The sequence below is a fragment of the Yoonia sp. 2307UL14-13 genome, from assembly GCF_037572755.1.
Taxonomy (GTDB): Bacteria; Pseudomonadota; Alphaproteobacteria; order Rhodobacterales; family Rhodobacteraceae; genus Yoonia.
This window is the reverse complement of sequence record NZ_JBBIFZ010000003.1, coordinates 127,950-146,618: the sequence shown is the minus strand read 5'-3', so window position 1 is coordinate 146,618 and position 18,669 is coordinate 127,950. Positions and strand designations below refer to the sequence as shown.

Annotated in this window: 19 protein-coding genes; 10 read left to right on the top strand and 9 right to left on the bottom strand. The window is 58.7% G+C overall.

Annotated features, from left to right (window positions below):
• Nucleotides 1–279: 279 nt before the first annotated feature.
• Complete coding sequence (locus V8J85_RS10255) at nt 280–1,248, top strand: hypothetical protein (RefSeq protein WP_339953638.1); 969 nt, start codon at nt 280–282, stop codon at nt 1,246–1,248.
• Nucleotides 1,249–1,434: 186 nt separating this feature from the next.
• A complete protein-coding gene (locus V8J85_RS10250; RefSeq protein ID WP_339953637.1) occupies nt 1,435–2,109 on the top strand; it encodes a Crp/Fnr family transcriptional regulator in 675 nt (224 codons plus the stop codon).
• Here V8J85_RS10250 and V8J85_RS10245 read toward each other — a convergent pair.
• Entirely contained in the window at nt 2,106–2,657 is a 552-nt protein-coding gene (locus tag V8J85_RS10245; RefSeq protein ID WP_339953636.1) for a TetR/AcrR family transcriptional regulator, read from the bottom strand. The two genes, V8J85_RS10250 and V8J85_RS10245, sit on opposite strands and share 4 nt — an antisense overlap.
• Nucleotides 2,658–2,735: 78 nt before the next feature.
• Between V8J85_RS10245 and V8J85_RS10240 the strand changes: the two genes are divergently transcribed.
• From V8J85_RS10240 to V8J85_RS10225, 4 genes are read left to right on the top strand one after another with little or no spacing between them, the layout of a single operon-like run.
• Nucleotides 2,736–3,197, top strand: coding sequence for a (2Fe-2S)-binding protein (locus V8J85_RS10240; RefSeq protein WP_339953635.1), 462 nt, complete (start codon nt 2,736–2,738; stop codon nt 3,195–3,197).
• A 3-nt stretch (nt 3,198–3,200) separates the two neighbouring features.
• Nucleotides 3,201–5,441 (top strand): xanthine dehydrogenase family protein molybdopterin-binding subunit, encoded by a 2,241-nt coding sequence (locus tag V8J85_RS10235; protein ID WP_339953634.1) that lies wholly within the window; start codon nt 3,201–3,203, stop codon nt 5,439–5,441.
• A 15-nt stretch (nt 5,442–5,456) separates the two neighbouring features.
• The gene (locus V8J85_RS10230; protein WP_339953633.1) at nt 5,457–6,068 is read left to right on the top strand and encodes a hypothetical protein; all 612 of its coding nucleotides are present in this window, start codon (nt 5,457–5,459) and stop codon (nt 6,066–6,068) included.
• Nucleotides 6,069–6,082: 14 nt separating this feature from the next.
• Nucleotides 6,083–6,436: a hypothetical protein gene (locus V8J85_RS10225; protein ID WP_339953632.1), complete on the top strand. Its 354-nt coding sequence runs from the start codon at nt 6,083–6,085 to the stop codon at nt 6,434–6,436.
• Here V8J85_RS10225 and V8J85_RS10220 read toward each other — a convergent pair.
• From V8J85_RS10220 to V8J85_RS10205, 4 genes are all read right to left on the bottom strand, one after another.
• Nucleotides 6,433–6,711, bottom strand: a complete 279-nt coding sequence (locus V8J85_RS10220) for a DUF1289 domain-containing protein (RefSeq protein ID WP_339953631.1) — start codon at nt 6,709–6,711, stop codon at nt 6,433–6,435. The two genes, V8J85_RS10225 and V8J85_RS10220, sit on opposite strands and share 4 nt — an antisense overlap.
• Nucleotides 6,712–6,791: 80 nt before the next feature.
• Nucleotides 6,792–7,253 (bottom strand): hypothetical protein, encoded by a 462-nt coding sequence (locus tag V8J85_RS10215; RefSeq protein ID WP_339953630.1) that lies wholly within the window; start codon nt 7,251–7,253, stop codon nt 6,792–6,794.
• Nucleotides 7,250–7,405, bottom strand: coding sequence for a hemin uptake protein HemP (hemP, locus tag V8J85_RS10210; protein ID WP_339953843.1), 156 nt, complete (start codon nt 7,403–7,405; stop codon nt 7,250–7,252). The genes V8J85_RS10215 and hemP overlap by 4 nt, the downstream gene beginning before the upstream one ends.
• An 8-nt stretch (nt 7,406–7,413) precedes the next feature.
• Entirely contained in the window at nt 7,414–7,557 is a 144-nt protein-coding gene (locus V8J85_RS10205) for a hypothetical protein (protein ID WP_339953629.1), read from the bottom strand.
• 191 nt (nt 7,558–7,748) lie between these two features.
• Between V8J85_RS10205 and V8J85_RS10200 the strand changes: the two genes are divergently transcribed.
• Entirely contained in the window at nt 7,749–8,774 is a 1,026-nt protein-coding gene (locus V8J85_RS10200) for an extracellular solute-binding protein (protein WP_339953628.1), read from the top strand.
• A gap of 20 nt (nt 8,775–8,794) precedes the next feature.
• On the opposite strand, the gene V8J85_RS10195 is transcribed toward V8J85_RS10200, so the two are convergent.
• The 4 genes from V8J85_RS10195 to V8J85_RS10180 all read right to left on the bottom strand — a co-directional run bounded on the left by V8J85_RS10195 (nt 8,795) and on the right by V8J85_RS10180 (nt 13,994).
• Entirely contained in the window at nt 8,795–10,453 is a 1,659-nt protein-coding gene (locus V8J85_RS10195) for an ABC transporter permease (protein WP_445285892.1), read from the bottom strand.
• Between the two features lie 74 nt (nt 10,454–10,527).
• Nucleotides 10,528–12,687, bottom strand: coding sequence for a polysaccharide lyase (locus V8J85_RS10190; RefSeq protein ID WP_339953627.1), 2,160 nt, complete (start codon nt 12,685–12,687; stop codon nt 10,528–10,530).
• Nucleotides 12,688–12,870: 183 nt separating this feature from the next.
• Entirely contained in the window at nt 12,871–13,464 is a 594-nt protein-coding gene (pncA, locus tag V8J85_RS10185; protein ID WP_339953626.1) for a bifunctional nicotinamidase/pyrazinamidase, read from the bottom strand.
• Nucleotides 13,461–13,994, bottom strand: coding sequence for an AAA family ATPase (locus tag V8J85_RS10180; RefSeq protein ID WP_339953625.1), 534 nt, complete (start codon nt 13,992–13,994; stop codon nt 13,461–13,463). Before V8J85_RS10180 ends, pncA begins: the two co-directional genes overlap by 4 nt.
• A 168-nt stretch (nt 13,995–14,162) precedes the next feature.
• On the opposite strand from V8J85_RS10180, the gene V8J85_RS10175 reads away from it, so the two are divergent.
• From V8J85_RS10175 to V8J85_RS10165, 3 genes are read left to right on the top strand one after another with little or no spacing between them, the layout of a single operon-like run.
• Complete coding sequence (locus V8J85_RS10175) at nt 14,163–15,428, top strand: Hsp70 family protein (RefSeq protein ID WP_339953624.1); 1,266 nt, start codon at nt 14,163–14,165, stop codon at nt 15,426–15,428.
• 5 nt (nt 15,429–15,433) lie between these two features.
• Nucleotides 15,434–16,339: an oxygen-dependent tRNA uridine(34) hydroxylase TrhO gene (gene trhO / locus V8J85_RS10170; RefSeq protein WP_339953623.1), complete on the top strand. Its 906-nt coding sequence runs from the start codon at nt 15,434–15,436 to the stop codon at nt 16,337–16,339.
• Between the two features lie 57 nt (nt 16,340–16,396).
• Nucleotides 16,397–18,493: a S9 family peptidase gene (locus V8J85_RS10165; RefSeq protein WP_339953622.1), complete on the top strand. Its 2,097-nt coding sequence runs from the start codon at nt 16,397–16,399 to the stop codon at nt 18,491–18,493.
• Nucleotides 18,494–18,669 lie beyond the last annotated feature (176 nt).

The window sequence follows — 18,669 nt, the reverse complement described above, 5'->3', positions numbered from 1 at the left end:
ATAACAGATTTCTGCACCACCACGGCTTCAATGTGCGCCTCGACACATACCAATGACATGCGTGCTGGCAATATCGAACCTGCCAATAAGACAGTTCGTCATGTTTTGGTGTGTAAAGAGTATCGGCCCGTGGTGTTGGGTCGCCCGGTTACGGAAAACAAGGAAAGTGGCACGGTTTGGCTCCCGAACTGTGGCTGCATGAAGGGTAATGAGTATCGGCGCGTCGTCGTCCCCGGCGCGCCAGTTATCTGAAACGAGTTGAAGGAAAGACCTGTTGTCATGTTGAACTTCGCCCCCATCATTCCCGCCCGCAGTGATCTGGACTGGTGCTGGTATCTGCGTCGGCATGGTAAATCCGGCGAAGCGCTGGAACGCATTCTGCATGATGTCGGGGTGATGGATCCCGGCGGTTGGGCTGCCTGGGGCCGTAGTGGGCTGACCCAAACCGGATCCCCGGTGGAAATGGTTTTCTCGGCTGGTGAAGCCGATCTTGCTTTAGTGACCGAGGTCGCGGATCCTTTGGAGGATCGCGCGGACCGGGTTGATCAGGTGTGCCGCATCATACGCGGATATGGCGGCAAATCGCCCGACCGCGCGCTGCGAGACGTGATCAGCGCAGCCCAAGGTGCAGGACGTCTGAACTATGGTGCGCGCCTGGGCCTGCGTCACGGCAAAAAGGGCTTGCAGACCGCATTGGTCGCGGAACTGCCCGACGGCTGCACCGACATCGCCAGGCTGATCAACGCAAAGCGGTGTGATGCGTTGCTAGACGGTATTCCGGATGAAGCTACGGCAGAAATGTTGACGGTCGATGGGTCCAGCGACGCGATGACGATCCATTTTTCACTGCCGGACAATAGCCCGGACCATTTGGGCGAACTGGCGGCGCTGGCGCAGGTATCACCTGACGTTCTGGCGATAGCAATCGATCAACTTTCAAAGAAAGCACGTGGATCGATTAAGCCAACAGGCTTTACCTATACGATCACGCCCGGCGCCACGGCTCCGATACTGTCGTTGTCTTTTGATGCCAAAACACTCTTTGGCACCGATCGGGTGGCTACGGATCGTTTCAAATCATCGGGCGGTTTCTTTCTGACAGGATACACCGCGCTGATTGACAGTTTACCTCCATCCGTTCCGCAGGCGATGCATCACGGACGTGTGGAGCTAATGGCCCGTAAGGGCGCGGCTCCGCTGATGTCGATCAGCGTCGCTGCACCGTGGAGTTGCCTGTTCGTCGAATAGCCGCACGGCATCGACGGACCAAAAAGTATAGTCGCCTGAATTGGCTTCCCGCTAGGGCTGCCAAGCCATTAAACTTTTGTCCTGCACGTTCGACGTTGACATTAAGGAAACCATCCGCGATTGCTGAATTGATCCCCCGTCCGGATCAACTGTGTCCCATGATGCAGTCAAATTTTGAGATGCGGAATGAACGCGGAAAAGCTTCTGTCATATAATCTGCCGCTGTTCGAAGGTCTGACACCTGACGATCTGGCAGGTATTGGCCTGCAGGTCGCCGAGCATCGGCTTGATGCCTGGCAAACCGTTTTCGATCAGGAAGATGCATCCTACGATCTGTATTTTCTGCTTTCCGGGTCCATCCTCGCTGTTTTCTGGACCGAAGAGGGGCGCGAAATCGTCTTTTCACGCTTCCCGGAAGGAGCCTATTTCGGTGAATTGGCGGCGCTTGATGGTGTGCCTCGATCGCTGGCCGTTTTCGCCAAGACCGAGGCGCGCGTTCTGTCGATGAAGCGCGATACGTTCCTGCAACTTTTCAAATCCGTTCCGTTGGTTTGCGAACGGATCACGCACACGCTGGTCGCCCGCATCCGGTCTTTGACGGAACGTAGCATGGAAATGACCACCCTTTCGGTGGAACAAAGGGTCGGTACGTATCTGCTCCGCCTTGCTGCCGAGCATGGCAAACTGTCCCCCGGTGCGGTGATCGAAAACGCGCCGACGCATTCGGAAATCGCGGGCAGTATCGGTGCCAATCGCGAGATGGTCAGCCGCTCGATCAGCAAATACGCCAAACGCGGTGCCATCAAATCTTCGCGTCAAAGGATCGAGATTCTGGACCCAGAGGCGCTGTCCGACGCCTAGGTTTCGCCAATCAGGCCAAGCGCGGCGGTCTTCCAAACCTGCAGGCGCGCTTCCAACGCCGCCCGGTTTTCGACACCATATTTGGCATTGATTCCGGATGTATAAATGAAATCCGCAAGGTCCCGCAGGCCCGGGGTGCCCTTTATGTGGCCCGCAATCAGATCGGCAAACGCATCGATCCAGATCGCATCCATCTGCCGCAGTTCTTCCGCCGCAACCTGATGCAACCCGTTGATCAACTCTGCCGCATCGGGGGCTTGCTGCGTCTGGTCGTACCAATGCAGCGGGACGCGCCGGATAAAGATATCCAGCTTTTCCTGTAGTGAACCGGCAATCGCCCAGTCGTGCATCACGTCATGATAGTTCCGTGTCGCGACGGATTTCACGGTCGCGCGCAAGACCTGCTCTTTCCCGGGATAGGCGTTATAAAGCGTCTGCCGCGCGACACCGGCCTCTTGTGCGATATCATGCATCGTCGTCTTCGCGACACCGTACCGCGTGAAACTGCGCAAAGCAGCGTCGATTATTTTTGCGTCCCGATCACTCATATCCGGCCTAGAATCATTGACGAATGGTCAGCTTTGGACAATCATACGCAAAATGTCCATCGGTACAAGGAGGTCGCAATGCAGCTTACGATCAATGGTCAGCAACACAGCGTTGACGTCGAAGACGACATGCCGCTGCTTTGGGTCCTGCGGGATGAACTGGGCATGAAAGAGGTCAAATATGGCTGCGGCATCGCCCAATGCGGGGCGTGCACGGTGCATATGGACGGCTCTGCAGTCCGCTCTTGTCAGGTCACCGCAGCCTCAGCCGATGGTGCTGATATCACTACGATCAACGGTCTTGGATCACCCGATGCGATGCATGCATTGCAAGAGGCTTGGGTCGAACATCAAGTGGCCCAATGCGGGTATTGCCAGTCCGGTCAGATCATGCAGGCCGCCGATTTGTTGGTCAGCACGCCCGATCCGACGGACGAAGATATCGATGCGGTCATGAGCGGTAACCTTTGTCGTTGCGGCACATATCCCCGCATCCGCGCGGCGATCAAAACCGCCGCCACCAAGATGCAGGAGGTCTGAGCGATGGGAGCCGTCAAAACAATCGCCCGCCGGACATTCCTGATCGGCTCTGCCGCGGTCATGGGTGGCGTCGCCTTTGGCACCTATATGGTGCAGCGCCCGTATGACAATCCGCTGCTTTCCGACCTGAAAGAGGGTGAAGCCGCGTTCAACCCATACGTCAAAATCACCGGTGATCAGATCACGCTGATCGTGAACCATGCGGATAAGGGGCAGGGCGTGCAGTCTTCTCAGGCGATGCTGATCGCCGAGGAACTGGATGTGGATCTGGACCAGGTCAATCTTAGCTTCGGCCACCCGGCACCTGCCTACTACAACACGGGGTTTGCGGCAGAGGCGGTGCCGTTCATGTCCTTCGACAAAAGTTTCGCGGCGGAAACGATGCGCGACATTGCCGGTGGGGCGCTTAAGTTGATGGCGGTCCAAGGGACCGGCGGGTCAACCTCCATGCCGGATCAATTCGTCAAATTGCGGACCGCCGGGGCGGTAGCGCGTGAAACGCTGAAATTAGCTGCAGCGCAGGAATCGGGCGTGCCGGTGGCCGAGTTGAAGACCGCCAGAGGCGCCGTTCAACTGCCTGACGGAACCGAAATCCCATATACCGATCTGGCCGCCGCTGCCGTGAACATCCCGCCTGTTGAAGAGGTCACCCTGCGCGACCCGGGCGAATGGCGCCTGATCGGGAAAAAGATGAGGCGCACCGATGTGATGGCCAAATCCACGGGCACGCAAACCTACGGTATCGACCTTGAAGTCGAGGGCATGGTCCATGCTGCCGTGCGTACCAATCCACGGCAAGGCGGCGGCATCGACAGCTACCGTGACTTGCAGGTCAAGCAAATGCGCGGCGTGCAGGATGTCCTGCCGGTAACCAACGGCGTCGCGGTGATCGCCGACAATACGTGGCGGGCCATGAATGCAGCCAATGCGCTTGAAATCGAATGGGGCCCTGCGCCGTACCCCGCCGAACAGGCGGCCCATTGGGAAGAAGTCGCCAACAGCTTTACTGATGAACGGCTCGACAGCGAATGGCGCAGCGACGGCGATGTCGCGACGGCCCTGCAGGATGCTGATCTGATCAAGGCGGAATACCGCGCCCCTTATGTCGCCCACGCACCTCTCGAACCGCTGAATGCCATCGTCCGTGTCGACGAAAACGGCGCCGAGGTCTGGGCAGGTCATCAGATGCCCGGTTTCCTGTTGATGGAGGTCGCCAAGATCGCCGGTTGCGACACCGACGCGGTGGTCTTTCACAACCAGATGATCGGCGGCAGCTTTGGCCACCGGTTAGAGTTCGACAACATCAAGCTGGCCACCGAAATCGCCGCACAGATGCCCGGCACGCCGGTAAAACTGACCTACACGCGCGAGGAAGACTTCGCCCACGATTACCCGCGTCAGATCGGCATGTCGCGGTCGCAGGGCCGGGTAAAGGGCGGCAAGGTTGATAGCTGGTCGCTGGATATCGCGATGCCTTCGGTCATGGCCTCGCAACTCAGCCGTATCGGCCAGGCCGCACCGGGGCCCGACATGCAGATCGTCGCGGGTGCGTGGAACATGCCCTACGACATCCCCAACCTGCGGGTTCGAGCCTACCGGGTGCCAGAGCTGGCCCCGATCAGTTCATGGCGGTCAGTTGGGGCGTCGTCCGCCGGTTTCTTCGCCGAAGGGTTCCTGGACGAATTGATCCATGCCGCCGGTGTCGACCCGATGGAGGAACGCCTGCGGCTCTGCAATAATGACATCCACCGCGAAGTGCTCGAAGCCGTCGCCGAAATGTCCAGTTGGGGCAGTGATCTTGGCCCCAACCGGGGGCGCGGCGTGGCGATCGTCGAATCCTTCGGCGTGCCCACGGCCGAGGTTGTCGAAGTCACGATGACCGATCGTGGCATCAAGCTGGATAATGTCTATGTCGCCGCCGATGTCGGGCAGATTGTCGACCCTGTAAATCTGGAAAGCCAGCTGTCCGGTGGCGCGATCTGGGCGTTGGGTCACGCGATGAATGCCGAGATCACATATACGGACGGCATGGTTGAGCAAACGAATTACCACGCCCACGAAGCGATGCGTATTCATCAATGTCCGGCGGTGGAGGTGCGCGCACTCGAGAACGGTGCCGAGATCAAGGGCGCCGGTGAACCCGGTGTGCCACCAGCTGCGCCCGCACTCGCCAACGCGATCTTTGCCGCGACCGGCCAACGCCTGCGCGAGATGCCATTCAACAAGTTCATCGACTTTGCGTGAGGCGGGCGGATGCGCATGCGAAATGTGATCGCGATGGCGCTGATCAGCCTGGCCAGTTTGGCCATGGCCGAAGGTGAAAACACGATCATCGACCCACCCGCTGAGGGGTCAGTCACGCGGGACGAGGGCCTGACGGCATGGGGGCGCATCTACGAGGTCGCATCGCATCCGCGCTGCGCCAACTGCCACGTGGGCCCGTCCAACCGGCCCATGTGGTCGGGACCGACATACGGCAAGACACGTCCGCACGGGATGAACGTGAATGCCGGTGAAAGCCGGATCGGGGCGGAAACGCTGCTTTGCAGCACTTGCCATGCGTACCGTAAGGGCGTGAACGACATGCCCCATGCCGCGCCACAGGTCGCGATGAACTGGCAGCTTGCCCCGGTCGAGGCGGCCTGGTTCGGCAAATCCTCGACCGAGATATGCAATCAGTTGCGTGACCCGGAACGTAACGGTGGAAGGACAATGATCGAAATCGCCGAACACCTCGACCACGACCTGATCCTGCATTGGGCCTGGACACCGGGCGGCGGACGCGAACCCGCGCCTTACAGCCTGCAGGAACATGTGGATGACATCCTGGTCTGGGGTGTCGCGGGCTTCCCCTGTGAAAATGACGAATAAGAAGAGGATCGATCATGCCTAGTCTATCTGGCCAATACGGCGTCGGCGCATTCTTTGTGCTGATCAGCGCATTGCTTCATCTTGCGGCTTTGGTCTTTGGTGGATTTTCGACCGACGCAATCGGCTTGGGTGTCGCGGGTGTTGTTTATCTGATCATCGTCGCTGGGCTGACCCGGAACATGCGGTGGCTGGCCTGGATAACCTTCTTTCTGGTGGGGATCGGCGGCAGCGTGGCATTGTCCTACGTTTGGGCCGACACAACGGTGCCGACGTGGATATTCATCGGGATTGTGGTGGCCGACTGGCTTGCGGCGTTGGGTCTGTTCGTGGCACTTTGGAAACCCAAAGACAGCAGGCGACAGGCCTAGGCGGCTGAACTGGATTTCCCGGCACGTTGCTCCAACCGATCGGGCACCATCGCGCCTTTTTTCTTGCATTTCTTGCGATAGGCAATTCGCCAGCCATCGAATTTGCCCATCTGGTCCTGCTGCGCCATCAGCATTTTGACAAAGCCTTCGCGATGCGCGTCTTTCTTCAGCTGTTTATACAGCGACTTTTGCGCCTTGGTCATCGAACAGCCGATGCAATGCCCTTCACGCTTGTATTTGCAAACGTCGATGCAGGGATTGGCGATCTTGGGCATTGTGGCTCCGTCGGCGTCTAACTGCGACTATATTTATAGGCTCGGTCGACGATTGAAAGTGCGCCTTTCCGTCACTCTCATCAATGCAACGTGGTTGTCACTTTGCTTGGTGCAGTGAGATTCATTTGTTTCAGTGCCAGGCCGAAATCAGCGGCAAGTGATGTGATCAATGGCGCTATGTCAGGACGCACCAAAAGGGTCGCCATCAGCATTGCATCGTCCCTGTCCCCGTCAGCAGCCGCCGCGATAAACGTTGCAAAACAGGCTTCATCTGCGCCCAGGCACCGACATTCCACAGCGTGACGCATCAACGGTCGTCGTCCGAAACGCCCGCACAATCCGCAAAGCTGCCCGAACGCATCCAACGCCCGGTCGGCCCTTTCAGCACCAAGACTTGTCGCAATGTCCTGCCAGATATCACATCGACTATTCGGGCCATTGGACCAAAGCCGAAGATAGATGACCGATGCGGCTTCGACACTGTCAAGCTCGGCCAGATAGCCTATGGCTGTACCGCCCCGCTGACTGCAACGCGGGTTCATTTCGTCAGGATCAATTTGCCAGCCCGCGTGATCCGAAGCGTATAGGTCTGATCGCCCAATATGATCTGTGCCAGATGACCCTCTTTGGTCAGGTCGGTCGCGCTATATGTCGGCAGATCGATATGCGATTGGGTGTTTTGCGGGGGCGCCATGTAATGGGTCACTGCCTGCCCTCCTTTTGGTGACGATCAAGCATCCATTCAAGTTGCAACCATCGCTGCTCATCCCCGTCTTCGAAGATTGCGACCAGTTCTTTCTTGCTCGGAACGGTGATCTGATCCGGCTTTCGATGTGTTTTGTCCATTTCGAGACACCTTTTGTCTGAAGTGTTCCGTGACGATCTGGCTTTCCATACGCGGGTAGATAGCTGATCCAAATCCTGAGTGATTTAATAAGATATGTCAATCCGACAAAATTGATCAGGAAATATGGACTTCTACGGCAAGGTGCGTAAAACCGGTATCTGAGTAAAAAACTCAAATAAGGGATTCGACCATGAAAATCAAAACCGCCAGCCGATTCATCCTGGCCGCGACAGCATCCGTGATCGCAACGACGGCCGTGGCCGAGGGTGAGCTGAACCTCTATTCCTCGCGCCATTATGACACCGATGAACGGCTATATTCCGATTTTACCGACCTGACCGGCATCATCATCAACCGCATCGAAGGAAAAGCTGATGAGCTGATCGCCCGCATGGAGGCCGAAGGCGCGAATTCGCCCGCTGATGTGCTGCTGACAGTCGATACATCGCGCCTCGAACGCGCCAAAGATGCGGGTGTGCTGCAATCGATCGACAGCGACGTGCTTGAGGCGCGGATCCCAGAAAGCCTGCAGGACGCCGACAACCAGTGGTTTGGCTTTTCGCAGCGCGCGCGGATCATCTTTTATGACAAAAACGACGTGACCAACCCGCCGATGGATTACGTGTCGCTGGCCGACCCGGCCTATGAAGGGCAGGTCTGTCACCGCTCTTCGACCAACGTCTATTCGCAGACGCTGCTATCTGCGGTGATCGAAAACCACGGGGCCGAAGCGGCCAAGGGGTGGGCCGAAGGCGTGGTCAACAACTTTGCACGTGATCCGCAGGGCGGCGATACCGACCAGTTGCGCGGTCTGGTCTCGGGCGAATGCGATATCGCGATTTCGAACACCTATTACTTTGCCCGCGCTTTGCGGAAGGATGTCGACGGCCTCAGCGCCGACGCGCTGGCCAATATCGGCTGGGTCTTTCCGGCACAGAACGCCGAAGGCGCGCATATGAACCTGTCTGGTGGCGGCGTGGCCGCCAATGCGCCGAACCGGGACAATGCGATCGCGTTCATGGAATACCTCGCCTCGGACCAGGCGCAGCAATATTTCAGCGCGGGCAACGACGAATATCCGGCTGTGCCGGGCGTGGGTCTGTCGGAATCCGTAGCCGCTCTCGGGCTCTTCCGCCCCGATGCCGTGGACCTCAGCCAGGTCGCCAAGAACGTGCCCGAGGCGCAGACCATCTTCAACGAAGTCGGCTGGGAATAACCCCCGACCAAACGGGGCGCTTACGCGGCGCCCCGTTTGATCCTGCGGCACAGCAGGATCACCGGGATCAACCCGATTGCCGCAATGACAAGGCTGGGTACTGCCGCACCACTCAATCGCTCGTCCGACGCGAGGCGATAGGCCTGCACAGCCAAAGTGTCAAAATTGAATGGGCGCATGATCAGCGTGGCAGGCAATTCCTTCATCACATCGACAAACACGATCAGCCCAGCGGTCAGCAGGCTCGTCCGTAACATCGGCACGTGAACGCGCCGGACCAAACCGCGCATATTGGCACCCAGAGTCCGGGCTGCAGCGTCGATATTCGGCCCGACAGATTCGATTCCACCTTCATACGCACCAATCGCCGCGGCAAGGAACCGGATCATGTAGGCGGCGATCAAAAGCCAGATCGACCCGGTGACAAGCAGCCCGGTGGAAACGCCAAAGTTCGTGCGCATCCATCCGTCCAGAACGTTGTCGAAAGCCGCGAATGGCACCAGCAGCCCCACAGCGATGACCCCACCAGGCACGGCGTACCCGATTTTGCCAAGATAGAGCGCACTCGCCGTCGCCCAGCTTCGCGTCACACGGTTGAGCGTTCCAAGAACCATCGCGGCAAAGACCGTCACCAAAGCTGCGACAGACGCCAAAATCAGCGAATTTTTCACGAATCCCAGATAGCGTGGGCTCAACAGGTTCTGCTCTGACCCGACGGCCATCGTCGTCAGCGTAACGACTGGGACAATGACCCCCAACAGCACCGGCAAGAAACATAGACAGAAAGCGGCGATCTGGCTCCGGGCGGAAAGCGTGATCCGATCCAGATGCGGTTTGCGGCGACTGTCGACATAGGCTGCGTTCCCGCGGCTATAGCGTTCCAAAAAGGCCAAAAGCAGCGCAAAGGCCAGCAAGCCTAGCGAAAGCTGGGCGGCGGCTGCGCGGTCGGCCATGGTAAACCAGCTTGTGTAGATGCCGACCGAAAATGTCTGCACCCCGAAATAGGCGACCGTACCGAAATCCGCGATCGTTTCCATCGCGACCAAAAGGACACCGGCGGCGATTGCCGGACGGGCCATGGGAATCGACACCGACAGAAAGGCACGCATCGGTGATTTACCCAGGACCCGCGCCGCCAAAAAAGCAGAGCCGCTTTGTGACGCAAACGCCGCTCGGGCCAAAAGATAGACGTAAGGATAAAGAACCAAGGTCAGCATCGCCGCCGCGCCACCAAGCGACCGAATTTCGGGGAACCAATAATCCCTGGGGCCCCAGTTCATCACGTCCCTCAACGTCGACTGAACAATACCCGGATGGTCAAGGATATGGGTATAGCCATAGGCCAAAACATATGCAGGAAAGGCCAGCGGCAGGGCCAAAGCGATCTCCAGCCAGCGCCGCCCGCGAAACTCTGTCATCGTCACCAGCCAAGCGGTCCCGGTCCCGATCATTGCGCTCGCCAGCATAACGATAATCACCAACCAAAACGTGGTCGTGACATAGCGCAGCAGCACCGTATCGGCCAGGTGGACCAGCGTCCCGACGGATCCCGTCATTGCGGCGGCGACGACGCCGAGATAAGGCAGCAGACACAGCGCTGTGATGATTGCGGCAACCGCAAGTATCATCATCCGGCTGATCGAGATGATCCGTTTCTTGGGCGGGGCGATCGCAGTCATACCCGTCGCCTACCGCAAATACGCCTCTGTCAGCAAGATCGCCTGAAAACGGGGCATCTTGCTCTGGTCGTCGATCAGAACCAACCGCCATCGGTCGCCGGATCGAAAAGGGTGCAAGGCCCGGGATCGTCGACGCCGACACTGCAAGTCATCGTTCCGGTATGCTCCGGCTTTTCATCCTCAGATACGGCGAACAAGGCGTGCGCGATATCGTCATCGGTATGCTCGGGCCCGCTCGTACCGCTCATCATGGCGCTCAGGCTGCCGTCTTCCCCCGTAGTCGCTTGGATCGACATATCTGAAAGCGCCGATGGCGGTTCGCCGTCCGCGACAAAACCGATCCGTAATGCTTCACCCGGCAAAAGACCGTTGAACCATGGTGACGCTTCGAACATCACGTTGTCGTCCACTTCGTCCATTTCGCCGCCCCAGGCGCGGCGGATCGCATAGCCGTCGGTCGCAAAGGTCATCGACCAATCCGAAATCACCTGATCCGTGTCGTTGTTCAGCAAAACCTCGGCCTTGAACCCGCCGTTCCATTGACCTGTGACCTCGAAATCGGTCGTGATCCCGCCCGCATCTGGTGCGTCTTCACCTTCAACAGGTGCATCACTTATCTCGCGCGGCGGTTCCGTTTGCGGATCGGGGGCGGCAGGCGCGTCGGCACCCAGAACCTTCAAAGATCCGGCATCTCCACTCCCTTTGATCCTGATGCTGACAGCCTCGCCTGCGTCCAGGTCGCGATTATAGGCCGTCCCGCGCAGGGTATAGACCCCGTCATCCCTGCCGATGACTTCCGCATTCCAGATATCCTTGATATCGACATCACCCTTCAACATCAGGGACCAGTCCTGTGTGCCGGCATCGGGTGCAAAGATGACGTTGGCCGTAAAACCACCGTCCCACTCGCGATCGATCAAGACCTTGCCGGCGATCGGCGTTGGATCGATGGGTTCAGGTTGCGGAACGACGGGTGATGGCGGTTCTGGCGCGATTGGATCGGGCTCCACAGGGTCCGGCTCCGGTGGCTGCGGATTATCGTTGCCGCTTTCGTCACCATCGACGAATTCGACCAGCGATCCGTGCCCCGCGCCCTTGATGCGAATATTCGCGCTTTCGCCAGCATCCAATTCCGGCTTGGTCGTCGCGCGCAGCGTGTAGACCCCGTTGTCATAGGAAACGATCTCGGCGTTCCAGATATCGTTCAACGGACCCGGTGTTTTGACCCGGATCATCCAGTCCGAAACGTCCTCGTCGGGCGTGTAGGTCAGCGTTGCGGTATAACCGTCACCCCATTGCTTGTCGTGGTTGATCGCGGCCGTGCCATCCTGCAATTCATATGTCGTTTCTTCCGGCTCAAAAGGCTGAATGCCTTTGACGACACCATCGCCGATCGGGCGGTCATCGGGATTTTCACCCGGCGAACGGATCGCGGCGGGGTCGATCCCAACATCAGAGGCATTGGTACTGATGACCACCTCGTCGAAGTGCGCGCTGGTGTCCTCGGGGGGTAGCCAGTTCGTGCCACCACCACCGTAAAACGTGCTCAGATAGAAGACGTCGATCATCTGACCGTTATCCGACAATCGCACGCCATCGATATCGACGACCTGTTCGCCGTCCAGCCAGACGTCGATCTCGCCATCTGGATTGTCATCGGTATTGGTTTTTACACGCTGAACGATGTTGTGCCATTTGCCCGTTTCGAAAAAGGCGTAATCACCGTTGTCATAGCGGAACTTCACGCTGTCGCCGAACGTGCCGGCCTTGTCCATGTGATATAGATACAGCTCGGCCTGGCCGTCATAACGCCACATGTAACGTGCGGAAAATCCGTTTTCACCGGTGACGTCGTCACCACCCGTGGGCACCTCATCGGCGCCCAGGCCAGGCAGTTTGCCCCCGCTTTTCTCGACCCCGTTGAACGAAAAATCGTCGTCGAACCGCACCCAGTAGGACAAGAAATACTCGTCTTCAGGTGGCAATTCCCATTTCGATGCCGTCTTGACCCGTTCGTCACTGCTGTAATCGACGCGCAGCGATTGTCCGCCCGACACGGCGTGTTCATCGCTGATCGTCGCGACCTCGCTTGTGTCACCGGCACCGTCGCGGTAATCCCAGTCTTGTTCCTGCAGGTCCCGCGTATAGCTGTTTCCGACCGCATGATTGTCAAAGCCGCGCACGATTGCGCCGCTTGTCGTGTTTCCCGACGTGCTTGTGTAATCCTGAGTCATCACTGTCCCTGACGATCCGTTGCATTGGTGTTGCAACCGACAGCTAAAGATCCATCACCGCTGTGCATACGAACAAGGATACCAGAGCGCGACTTGTGCCAAGTTCCGCCGATTAAGCCGATCCTGCACCATCGTCATCGGCGATGCTTTGCCGGTGTTGCCAAGGGATAGTTCCGGCTGTCGTCAGGTCAGACTCACGCCCGCGGCATGCATTCCGTCTTTTGCAGCCTTCAACGAATCGTTCAGATCGATGGCTCTGCACAGCTCCTGTTGTACGGTCACGGCAAAACCCAGCTTCGCTGCGTCGACCGCCGAATAATTCACGCAAAAGTCCGTAGCGAGACCCACAAGCGTCAACGAGGCGATCCCACGGGTACGCAGATACCCTTCCAGCCCCGTCGGCGTCTTTTTATCATTTTCGAAAAAGGCGGAATAGCTATCGATGACCGGATTGTATCCCTTGCGGATGATCAGGTCGGCCCGGTCCACATGCAGATCCGGGTGGAAACTGGCACCGTCAGACCCTTGAATACAATGATCGGGCCACAGCACTTGCGGGCCGTAGGGCATCTCTGTCATCGACATCGGTTCTGCATCGTGGGTCGAGGCAAAAGATGAATGACCCGCCGGGTGCCAGTCCTGCGTCAGGATCACGGCCTCGAAATCAGCCATCGCGGCATTGATGCCGGGTACGACCTCATCCCCGCCCGCAACCGCGAGGGCGCCGCCTGGACAAAAATCATTTTGCACGTCGATGACAAGCAAGGCATGGGTCATGTCGGGCTCTCCTTCTTTGTAGGCAAGCTAGCAACGAACGCCGCCACCTGCGAGCGGGTTTGTAGATGGTAGATACGCAAATGCCCTGGATCAGCCGCGATAGCCGCCAGCTTTGCACGGGCGGCCCGCCGCGTCCGCCAGATAAAGCCCCAGAACTCCAGCGTGCCCCGGTCAAAACGCTCGGGGCAGCCATCGGGTAAATCCGGGCGAACCTTGCCATATGACTTGATCGTGCGTGCAAAGACACGCCATTGCCGTAACAGAATGGGAAAATCCAGCCAGATAAGCGTATCGGCGTGCGCCAATCGCTCTTGATGGGTGCGCGAATGATTGCCTTCGATGATCCATGTCTCATTCACGACGATATCCCGCACCATCGCCTTGCGTTCATCCTGATCGCGCTCAACCCAGCCCGCTTTCCAGTGAATGTGATCCATGTGATGCACGGACAGGCCCAGCCGCGCGCCCATGATCCGGGCAAGCGTGCTTTTGCCCGACCCCGAGCCACCACAGATCATCACACGTTGCATGCGCAGGGGATAGCGCCGGGACGCCAAAAAGTGAACCCGCCCTGGACCCGATTCGGGGCCTCTGACGGCCATCACTTTAAGGTACCGGGTCAAGCCGGGCACGGGGTTGCCAAACTCAAATGATCCCCCTAAACCGCGCGTCTTTCGCATCAGCAAACGTGGGCCGTCATGGCAGTTCTCGGTATCGACTTTGGCACCTCCAATTCCGCCGCAGGCATTGTGCGCGACGGTCGCCCATACCTCATTGACGTCGAACCGGGTCGTAAAACACTGCCCACCTCCGTTTTCTTCGACTACGATCAACGGAGCACCTCCTACGGCTCTGCCGCCAATGCCGCGCTGATCGACGGACGTGAAGGGCGGTTCATGCGTGCGCTGAAATCCGTCCTTGGCACCCCGCTGATGCGCGAAAAGCGGCGGATCGCGCATGAGCGTCTGACGCTGATCGACGTCGTCGCCCGTTTCCTGCGAATGATCCGCGAACGGGCCGAGGCCGAGACGGGAGAGACCTACGACCGTGCCGTGTCCGGTCGCCCTGTCCGCTTTCACTCCAGCGACCACGACAGAAACGCACAGGCCGAAATCGACCTGCGCGATGCTTATCTGTTGGCGGGTTTCACTGACGTGACCTTCATGTTTGAACCCGAGGCGGCGGCGCTGGCCAGTGGCCCGCTGGGTAAGGGCGATATGGGCATTGTCGTCGATATCGGCGGTGGTACGTCCGATTTTTCGATCTTCACCCGAGAAGATGAAGGGACGCAGATCATCGCCAGCCATGGTGTGCGGCTGGGCGGTACAGATTTTGACCGCGCGATCAGTATTGCCGAGGTCATGCCGCTTTTGGGTCGAAGCGCAGAGATCAAGAACATGCTTGGCAACGGTCGGCATGTCGCCCCCAACGCGATCTACAATGACCTTGCTACCTGGCAAAAGATCCCCTTCGTCTACACACCCGACAATCTGCGTATGGCGTCCGACTATGCCCGACTTGGCGTTAACCCGATCCTGTTCCAGCGCCTCAAAACCGTGCTTGAGATGGAATTGGGTCACGACATCGCCTTCGCGGCAGAGGCCGGCAAAATCGCCATCAACGAACCCGATACTGGCCAGGCGCATATCAATCTGCATGTGGTTGAGCCCGATCTGGCCGTCCCAATTACAAAACGTCAGGTCAGCACGATCCTCGATCCGTTCGCAGGGCAGATCAAGGATGCCGCGGCCGAGACGCTCGCCATGGCCGATCTCCCACCTGACAGGATCACGACGGTCGTTTTCGTCGGCGGCTCTAGCCTTCTGCAGGCGGTCGAGGCCGCAATGACCGACCTCTTTCCCGACGCGCGGCTGGAACGGGCCGAGGCCTTCACCGCCGTCGCCGATGGCCTTGCCATCGCGGCATCACGCGACTTGCCCTTGAAAACGCCAGCGCCTATCTGACCGCCATGTACACCGTCGCCGCCCTTTACCACTTTACCCGTTTCGACGCGCCCGACGCACTGCGCGGCCCGCTTCTGAACCTGTGCAAGACAAACGGGATCAGCGGCACGCTGCTCTTGGCGCATGAAGGGATCAACGGGACGATCGCAGGCGACCGCGCAGGCATCGACGCCGTGATCGCGCATATCAAAGGCATGCCCGGCTGCGCCGATCTGGAATGGAAGGAAAGCACAGCGACCGTGCCGCCTTTCAACCGGATGAAAGTGCGATTGAAGCGCGAGATCGTGACAATGGGCCAACCGGATGTCGACCCCAAGGCGCGCGTGGGTCACTACGTAAACCCGACGGAATGGAACGCCCTGATCAGCGCCCCCGACGTCGCCGTCATCGACACGCGCAATGATTATGAGGTCGCCATCGGCACATTCGACGGCGCTATCGACCCGGAAACAAAATCCTTCGGGGAGTTTCCTGCGTGGTGGGAAGACAACAAGCATCGCTTTCACAACAAGAAAATCGCGATGTTTTGCACGGGCGGCATCCGTTGCGAGAAATCGACGAACTATCTGCTGGGGCAAGGGGTCGAGGACGTCTATCATCTCAAAGGTGGCATCCTGAAATACCTCGAAGAGGTGCCGCAGGAAAACAGCACGTGGAACGGCGATTGCTTTGTCTTCGACGCCCGCGTCAGCGTCGGACACGGCATGAAAGAGGGGCCACATATTCTGTGCCATGCCTGCCGCAGGCCCTTGCGGCCAGAGGATCGGAATCATCCGGCTTATGAGGAGGGCGTGTCGTGCCACCAATGCGTGGATGAGACATCCGACGACGACAAGGCCCGTTTCCGCGAACGACAAAAACAGATCGCCTTGGCAAAGAAACGTGGGACCCACCACATCGGCGGGTTGTGATTGCGGCTGTCGGGGAACGGACTACACTCGGTCTGTCCCCAACCTGAAAGAGCCGCCATGTCCGCTATTTTCCCTGCCCTTCCCGACGCGCCCATTGCCGACAAACAGCCGGTGACCGCCACCCATCACGGCGTCACGTTGACGGATGATTATCACTGGCTGCGCGCCGACAACTGGCAAGAGGCGATGCGGGAACCTGACAAGCTGCCCGATGATATCAAGGCCTATCTGAACGCCGAAAACACCTATTACGAGGCCGCGATGGCCGACACGGCGGACCTGCAGGAAAAGCTGATCGCTGAAATGCGCGGGCGGATTAAAGAGGACGACAGCAGCGTCCCGCGCAAGGATGGCCCATTCGCCTACAACATGCGCTACGCCGAAGGCGACGAATACCCGACCTATGTCCGCACGCCGCGCGACGGGGGCGATGCCGATGTACTGCTGGACGTGAACAAGGAAGCGGCAGAGCATGACTATTTTCAGCTTGGCGCGCTGAACGTATCCCCGGATCACAAGACGCTGGCGTGGAAGGCCGATACCAACGGGTCGGAATTCTACCGACTGCGGTTACGTGACCTAAGCAGCGGCGAAGACGGCGAACATATCCTCGAAGATGTGGGCTCCGTCGCATGGGCCACCGACACGATCCTGTTCTACGTCAAGGTTGATAAGAATCACCGGCCAAACAAGGTCTACAGGCACACGATCGGCACACCGCAATCCGACGATGTGCTGGTCTATGAAGAAGACGACCTGCGCTACTATGTCGGCGTCGATCGATCCCGTTCGGGCGCGTTCATCGAAATCGGCACCGGTATGAACGACGAAAACGAAACCCTCGTTATCCCGACCACGACACCCGACGCCGACCCGCAGGTCGTGCAGCCCCGCCGCCAGGGGATCGAGTATTATGTCGAACATCAGGGCGATGACTTCCTGATCATGACCAACGACAACGCCCTCGACTTCAAGATCGTGCACGCGCCGGTCGCGGCATCCGGTCACGAAAACTGGGTCGATATCGTGCCGCATCAGCAGGGCCGCATGATCATCGGTATGTCCGCCTACAAGGATTGGATGATCTGGATGGAGCGTGAAAACGCCCTCCCCCGTATCCGCTTTGTCCGCGCGGGCGAGGACCCGCAGACGCAGGCGCAAACGATTGCCTTCGATGAAGAGGCCTACGCGCTGGGCAGCGACCCGAGCGATGAATACGACACCAACACCTTCCGCTTCACGTACTCCTCACCCACGACGCCCGCGCAGGTATTTGACTACGACCTGAAGACCGACGAACGGGTCCTGATGAAACAGGTCGAAATACCGTCCGGTCACGACCCTGCGGATTACGTCACACAGCGGATCACAGCACCCTCCCATGATGGGGCCGAGGTGCCGTTGACGATCCTGCATCACAAGGACACGCCGATCGACGGCACTGCGTCCTGCCTGCTCTACGGCTACGGCTCCTATGGCGCCAGCATGCCCGCCTCATTCTCGTCCAACCGATTGTCGCTGGTCGATCGAGGTTTCGTTTATTGCATCGCCCATATCCGCGGGGGCGAGGAAAAGGGGCGCGCCTGGTACGAGGACGCCAAGTTCGGGAAAAAGGTAAACACCTTCCACGACTTCATCGCGGCAGGTGAAAAGCTGATCGCGGATGGCTATACGGCCAAGCAAAAGATCGTCATTCAGGGCGGCTCTGCTGGCGGCCTTTTGGTCGGCGCGGTCCTGAACATGCGGCCCGATCTGCTCGCTGGGGCCATCGCCGATGTTCCATTTGTGGACGTGCTCAACACCATCCTCGATGACACATTGCCCCTGACGCCGGGTGAGTGGTCCCAATGGGGCAATCCGATCGAAAGCAAAGAGGCATTCGACGATATCCAAGGCTATTCACCCTATGACAATGTCACCGCGCAGGACTACCCCGCGATGCTGGTCGCTGCCGGGGTCTCCGACCCGCGCGTGACCTACTGGGAGCCCGCAAAATGGGTGGCCAAACTGCGTGTGACAAAGACGGACGACAACATCCTGATGCTGCGCACCAACATGACCTCCGGCCATTTCGGTAAATCAGGGCGGTTTGCGGCGCTTGAGGACGCAGGGCGATCCTATGCGTTTGCCTTGAAGGCGGTCGGATCGGTCTGAGCACAATGCAGTCCCGCACTTGATGCGGGACTGCGTTAACCAATCAGCAACTCTTTCGACCGCACGCCGCGTTAACCACGCCCCTGCTGCACAAGTGTGTGTACGCTGTGTGTACGCCTGCTGCACGCGCGGTGCATCCGCCGAACCCAACAAAACAAGGGCATTAACTATCGCTT

What these genes read in the sequence shown, in the direction of transcription:
- V8J85_RS10255 (WP_339953638.1), top strand. Translation starts at nt 280, where the DNA reads ATGTTGAACTTCGCCCCCATCATTCCCGCCCGCAGTGATCTGGACTGG.
- V8J85_RS10250 (WP_339953637.1), top strand. Translation starts at nt 1,435, where the DNA reads ATGAACGCGGAAAAGCTTCTGTCATATAATCTGCCGCTGTTCGAAGGT.
- V8J85_RS10245 (WP_339953636.1), bottom strand. Translation starts at nt 2,657, where the DNA reads ATGAGTGATCGGGACGCAAAAATAATCGACGCTGCTTTGCGCAGTTTC.
- V8J85_RS10240 (WP_339953635.1), top strand. Translation starts at nt 2,736, where the DNA reads ATGCAGCTTACGATCAATGGTCAGCAACACAGCGTTGACGTCGAAGAC.
- V8J85_RS10235 (WP_339953634.1), top strand. Translation starts at nt 3,201, where the DNA reads ATGGGAGCCGTCAAAACAATCGCCCGCCGGACATTCCTGATCGGCTCT.
- V8J85_RS10230 (WP_339953633.1), top strand. Translation starts at nt 5,457, where the DNA reads ATGCGAAATGTGATCGCGATGGCGCTGATCAGCCTGGCCAGTTTGGCC.
- V8J85_RS10225 (WP_339953632.1), top strand. Translation starts at nt 6,083, where the DNA reads ATGCCTAGTCTATCTGGCCAATACGGCGTCGGCGCATTCTTTGTGCTG.
- V8J85_RS10220 (WP_339953631.1), bottom strand. Translation starts at nt 6,711, where the DNA reads ATGCCCAAGATCGCCAATCCCTGCATCGACGTTTGCAAATACAAGCGT.
- V8J85_RS10215 (WP_339953630.1), bottom strand. Translation starts at nt 7,253, where the DNA reads ATGAACCCGCGTTGCAGTCAGCGGGGCGGTACAGCCATAGGCTATCTG.
- hemP (WP_339953843.1), bottom strand. Translation starts at nt 7,405, where the DNA reads ATGGCGCCCCCGCAAAACACCCAATCGCATATCGATCTGCCGACATAT.
- V8J85_RS10205 (WP_339953629.1), bottom strand. Translation starts at nt 7,557, where the DNA reads ATGGACAAAACACATCGAAAGCCGGATCAGATCACCGTTCCGAGCAAG.
- V8J85_RS10200 (WP_339953628.1), top strand. Translation starts at nt 7,749, where the DNA reads ATGAAAATCAAAACCGCCAGCCGATTCATCCTGGCCGCGACAGCATCC.
- V8J85_RS10195 (WP_445285892.1), bottom strand. Translation starts at nt 10,453, where the DNA reads ATGACTGCGATCGCCCCGCCCAAGAAACGGATCATCTCGATCAGCCGG.
- V8J85_RS10190 (WP_339953627.1), bottom strand. Translation starts at nt 12,687, where the DNA reads ATGACTCAGGATTACACAAGCACGTCGGGAAACACGACAAGCGGCGCA.
- pncA (WP_339953626.1), bottom strand. Translation starts at nt 13,464, where the DNA reads ATGACCCATGCCTTGCTTGTCATCGACGTGCAAAATGATTTTTGTCCA.
- V8J85_RS10180 (WP_339953625.1), bottom strand. Translation starts at nt 13,994, where the DNA reads ATGCAACGTGTGATGATCTGTGGTGGCTCGGGGTCGGGCAAAAGCACG.
- V8J85_RS10175 (WP_339953624.1), top strand. Translation starts at nt 14,163, where the DNA reads ATGGCAGTTCTCGGTATCGACTTTGGCACCTCCAATTCCGCCGCAGGC.
- trhO (WP_339953623.1), top strand. Translation starts at nt 15,434, where the DNA reads ATGTACACCGTCGCCGCCCTTTACCACTTTACCCGTTTCGACGCGCCC.
- V8J85_RS10165 (WP_339953622.1), top strand. Translation starts at nt 16,397, where the DNA reads ATGTCCGCTATTTTCCCTGCCCTTCCCGACGCGCCCATTGCCGACAAA.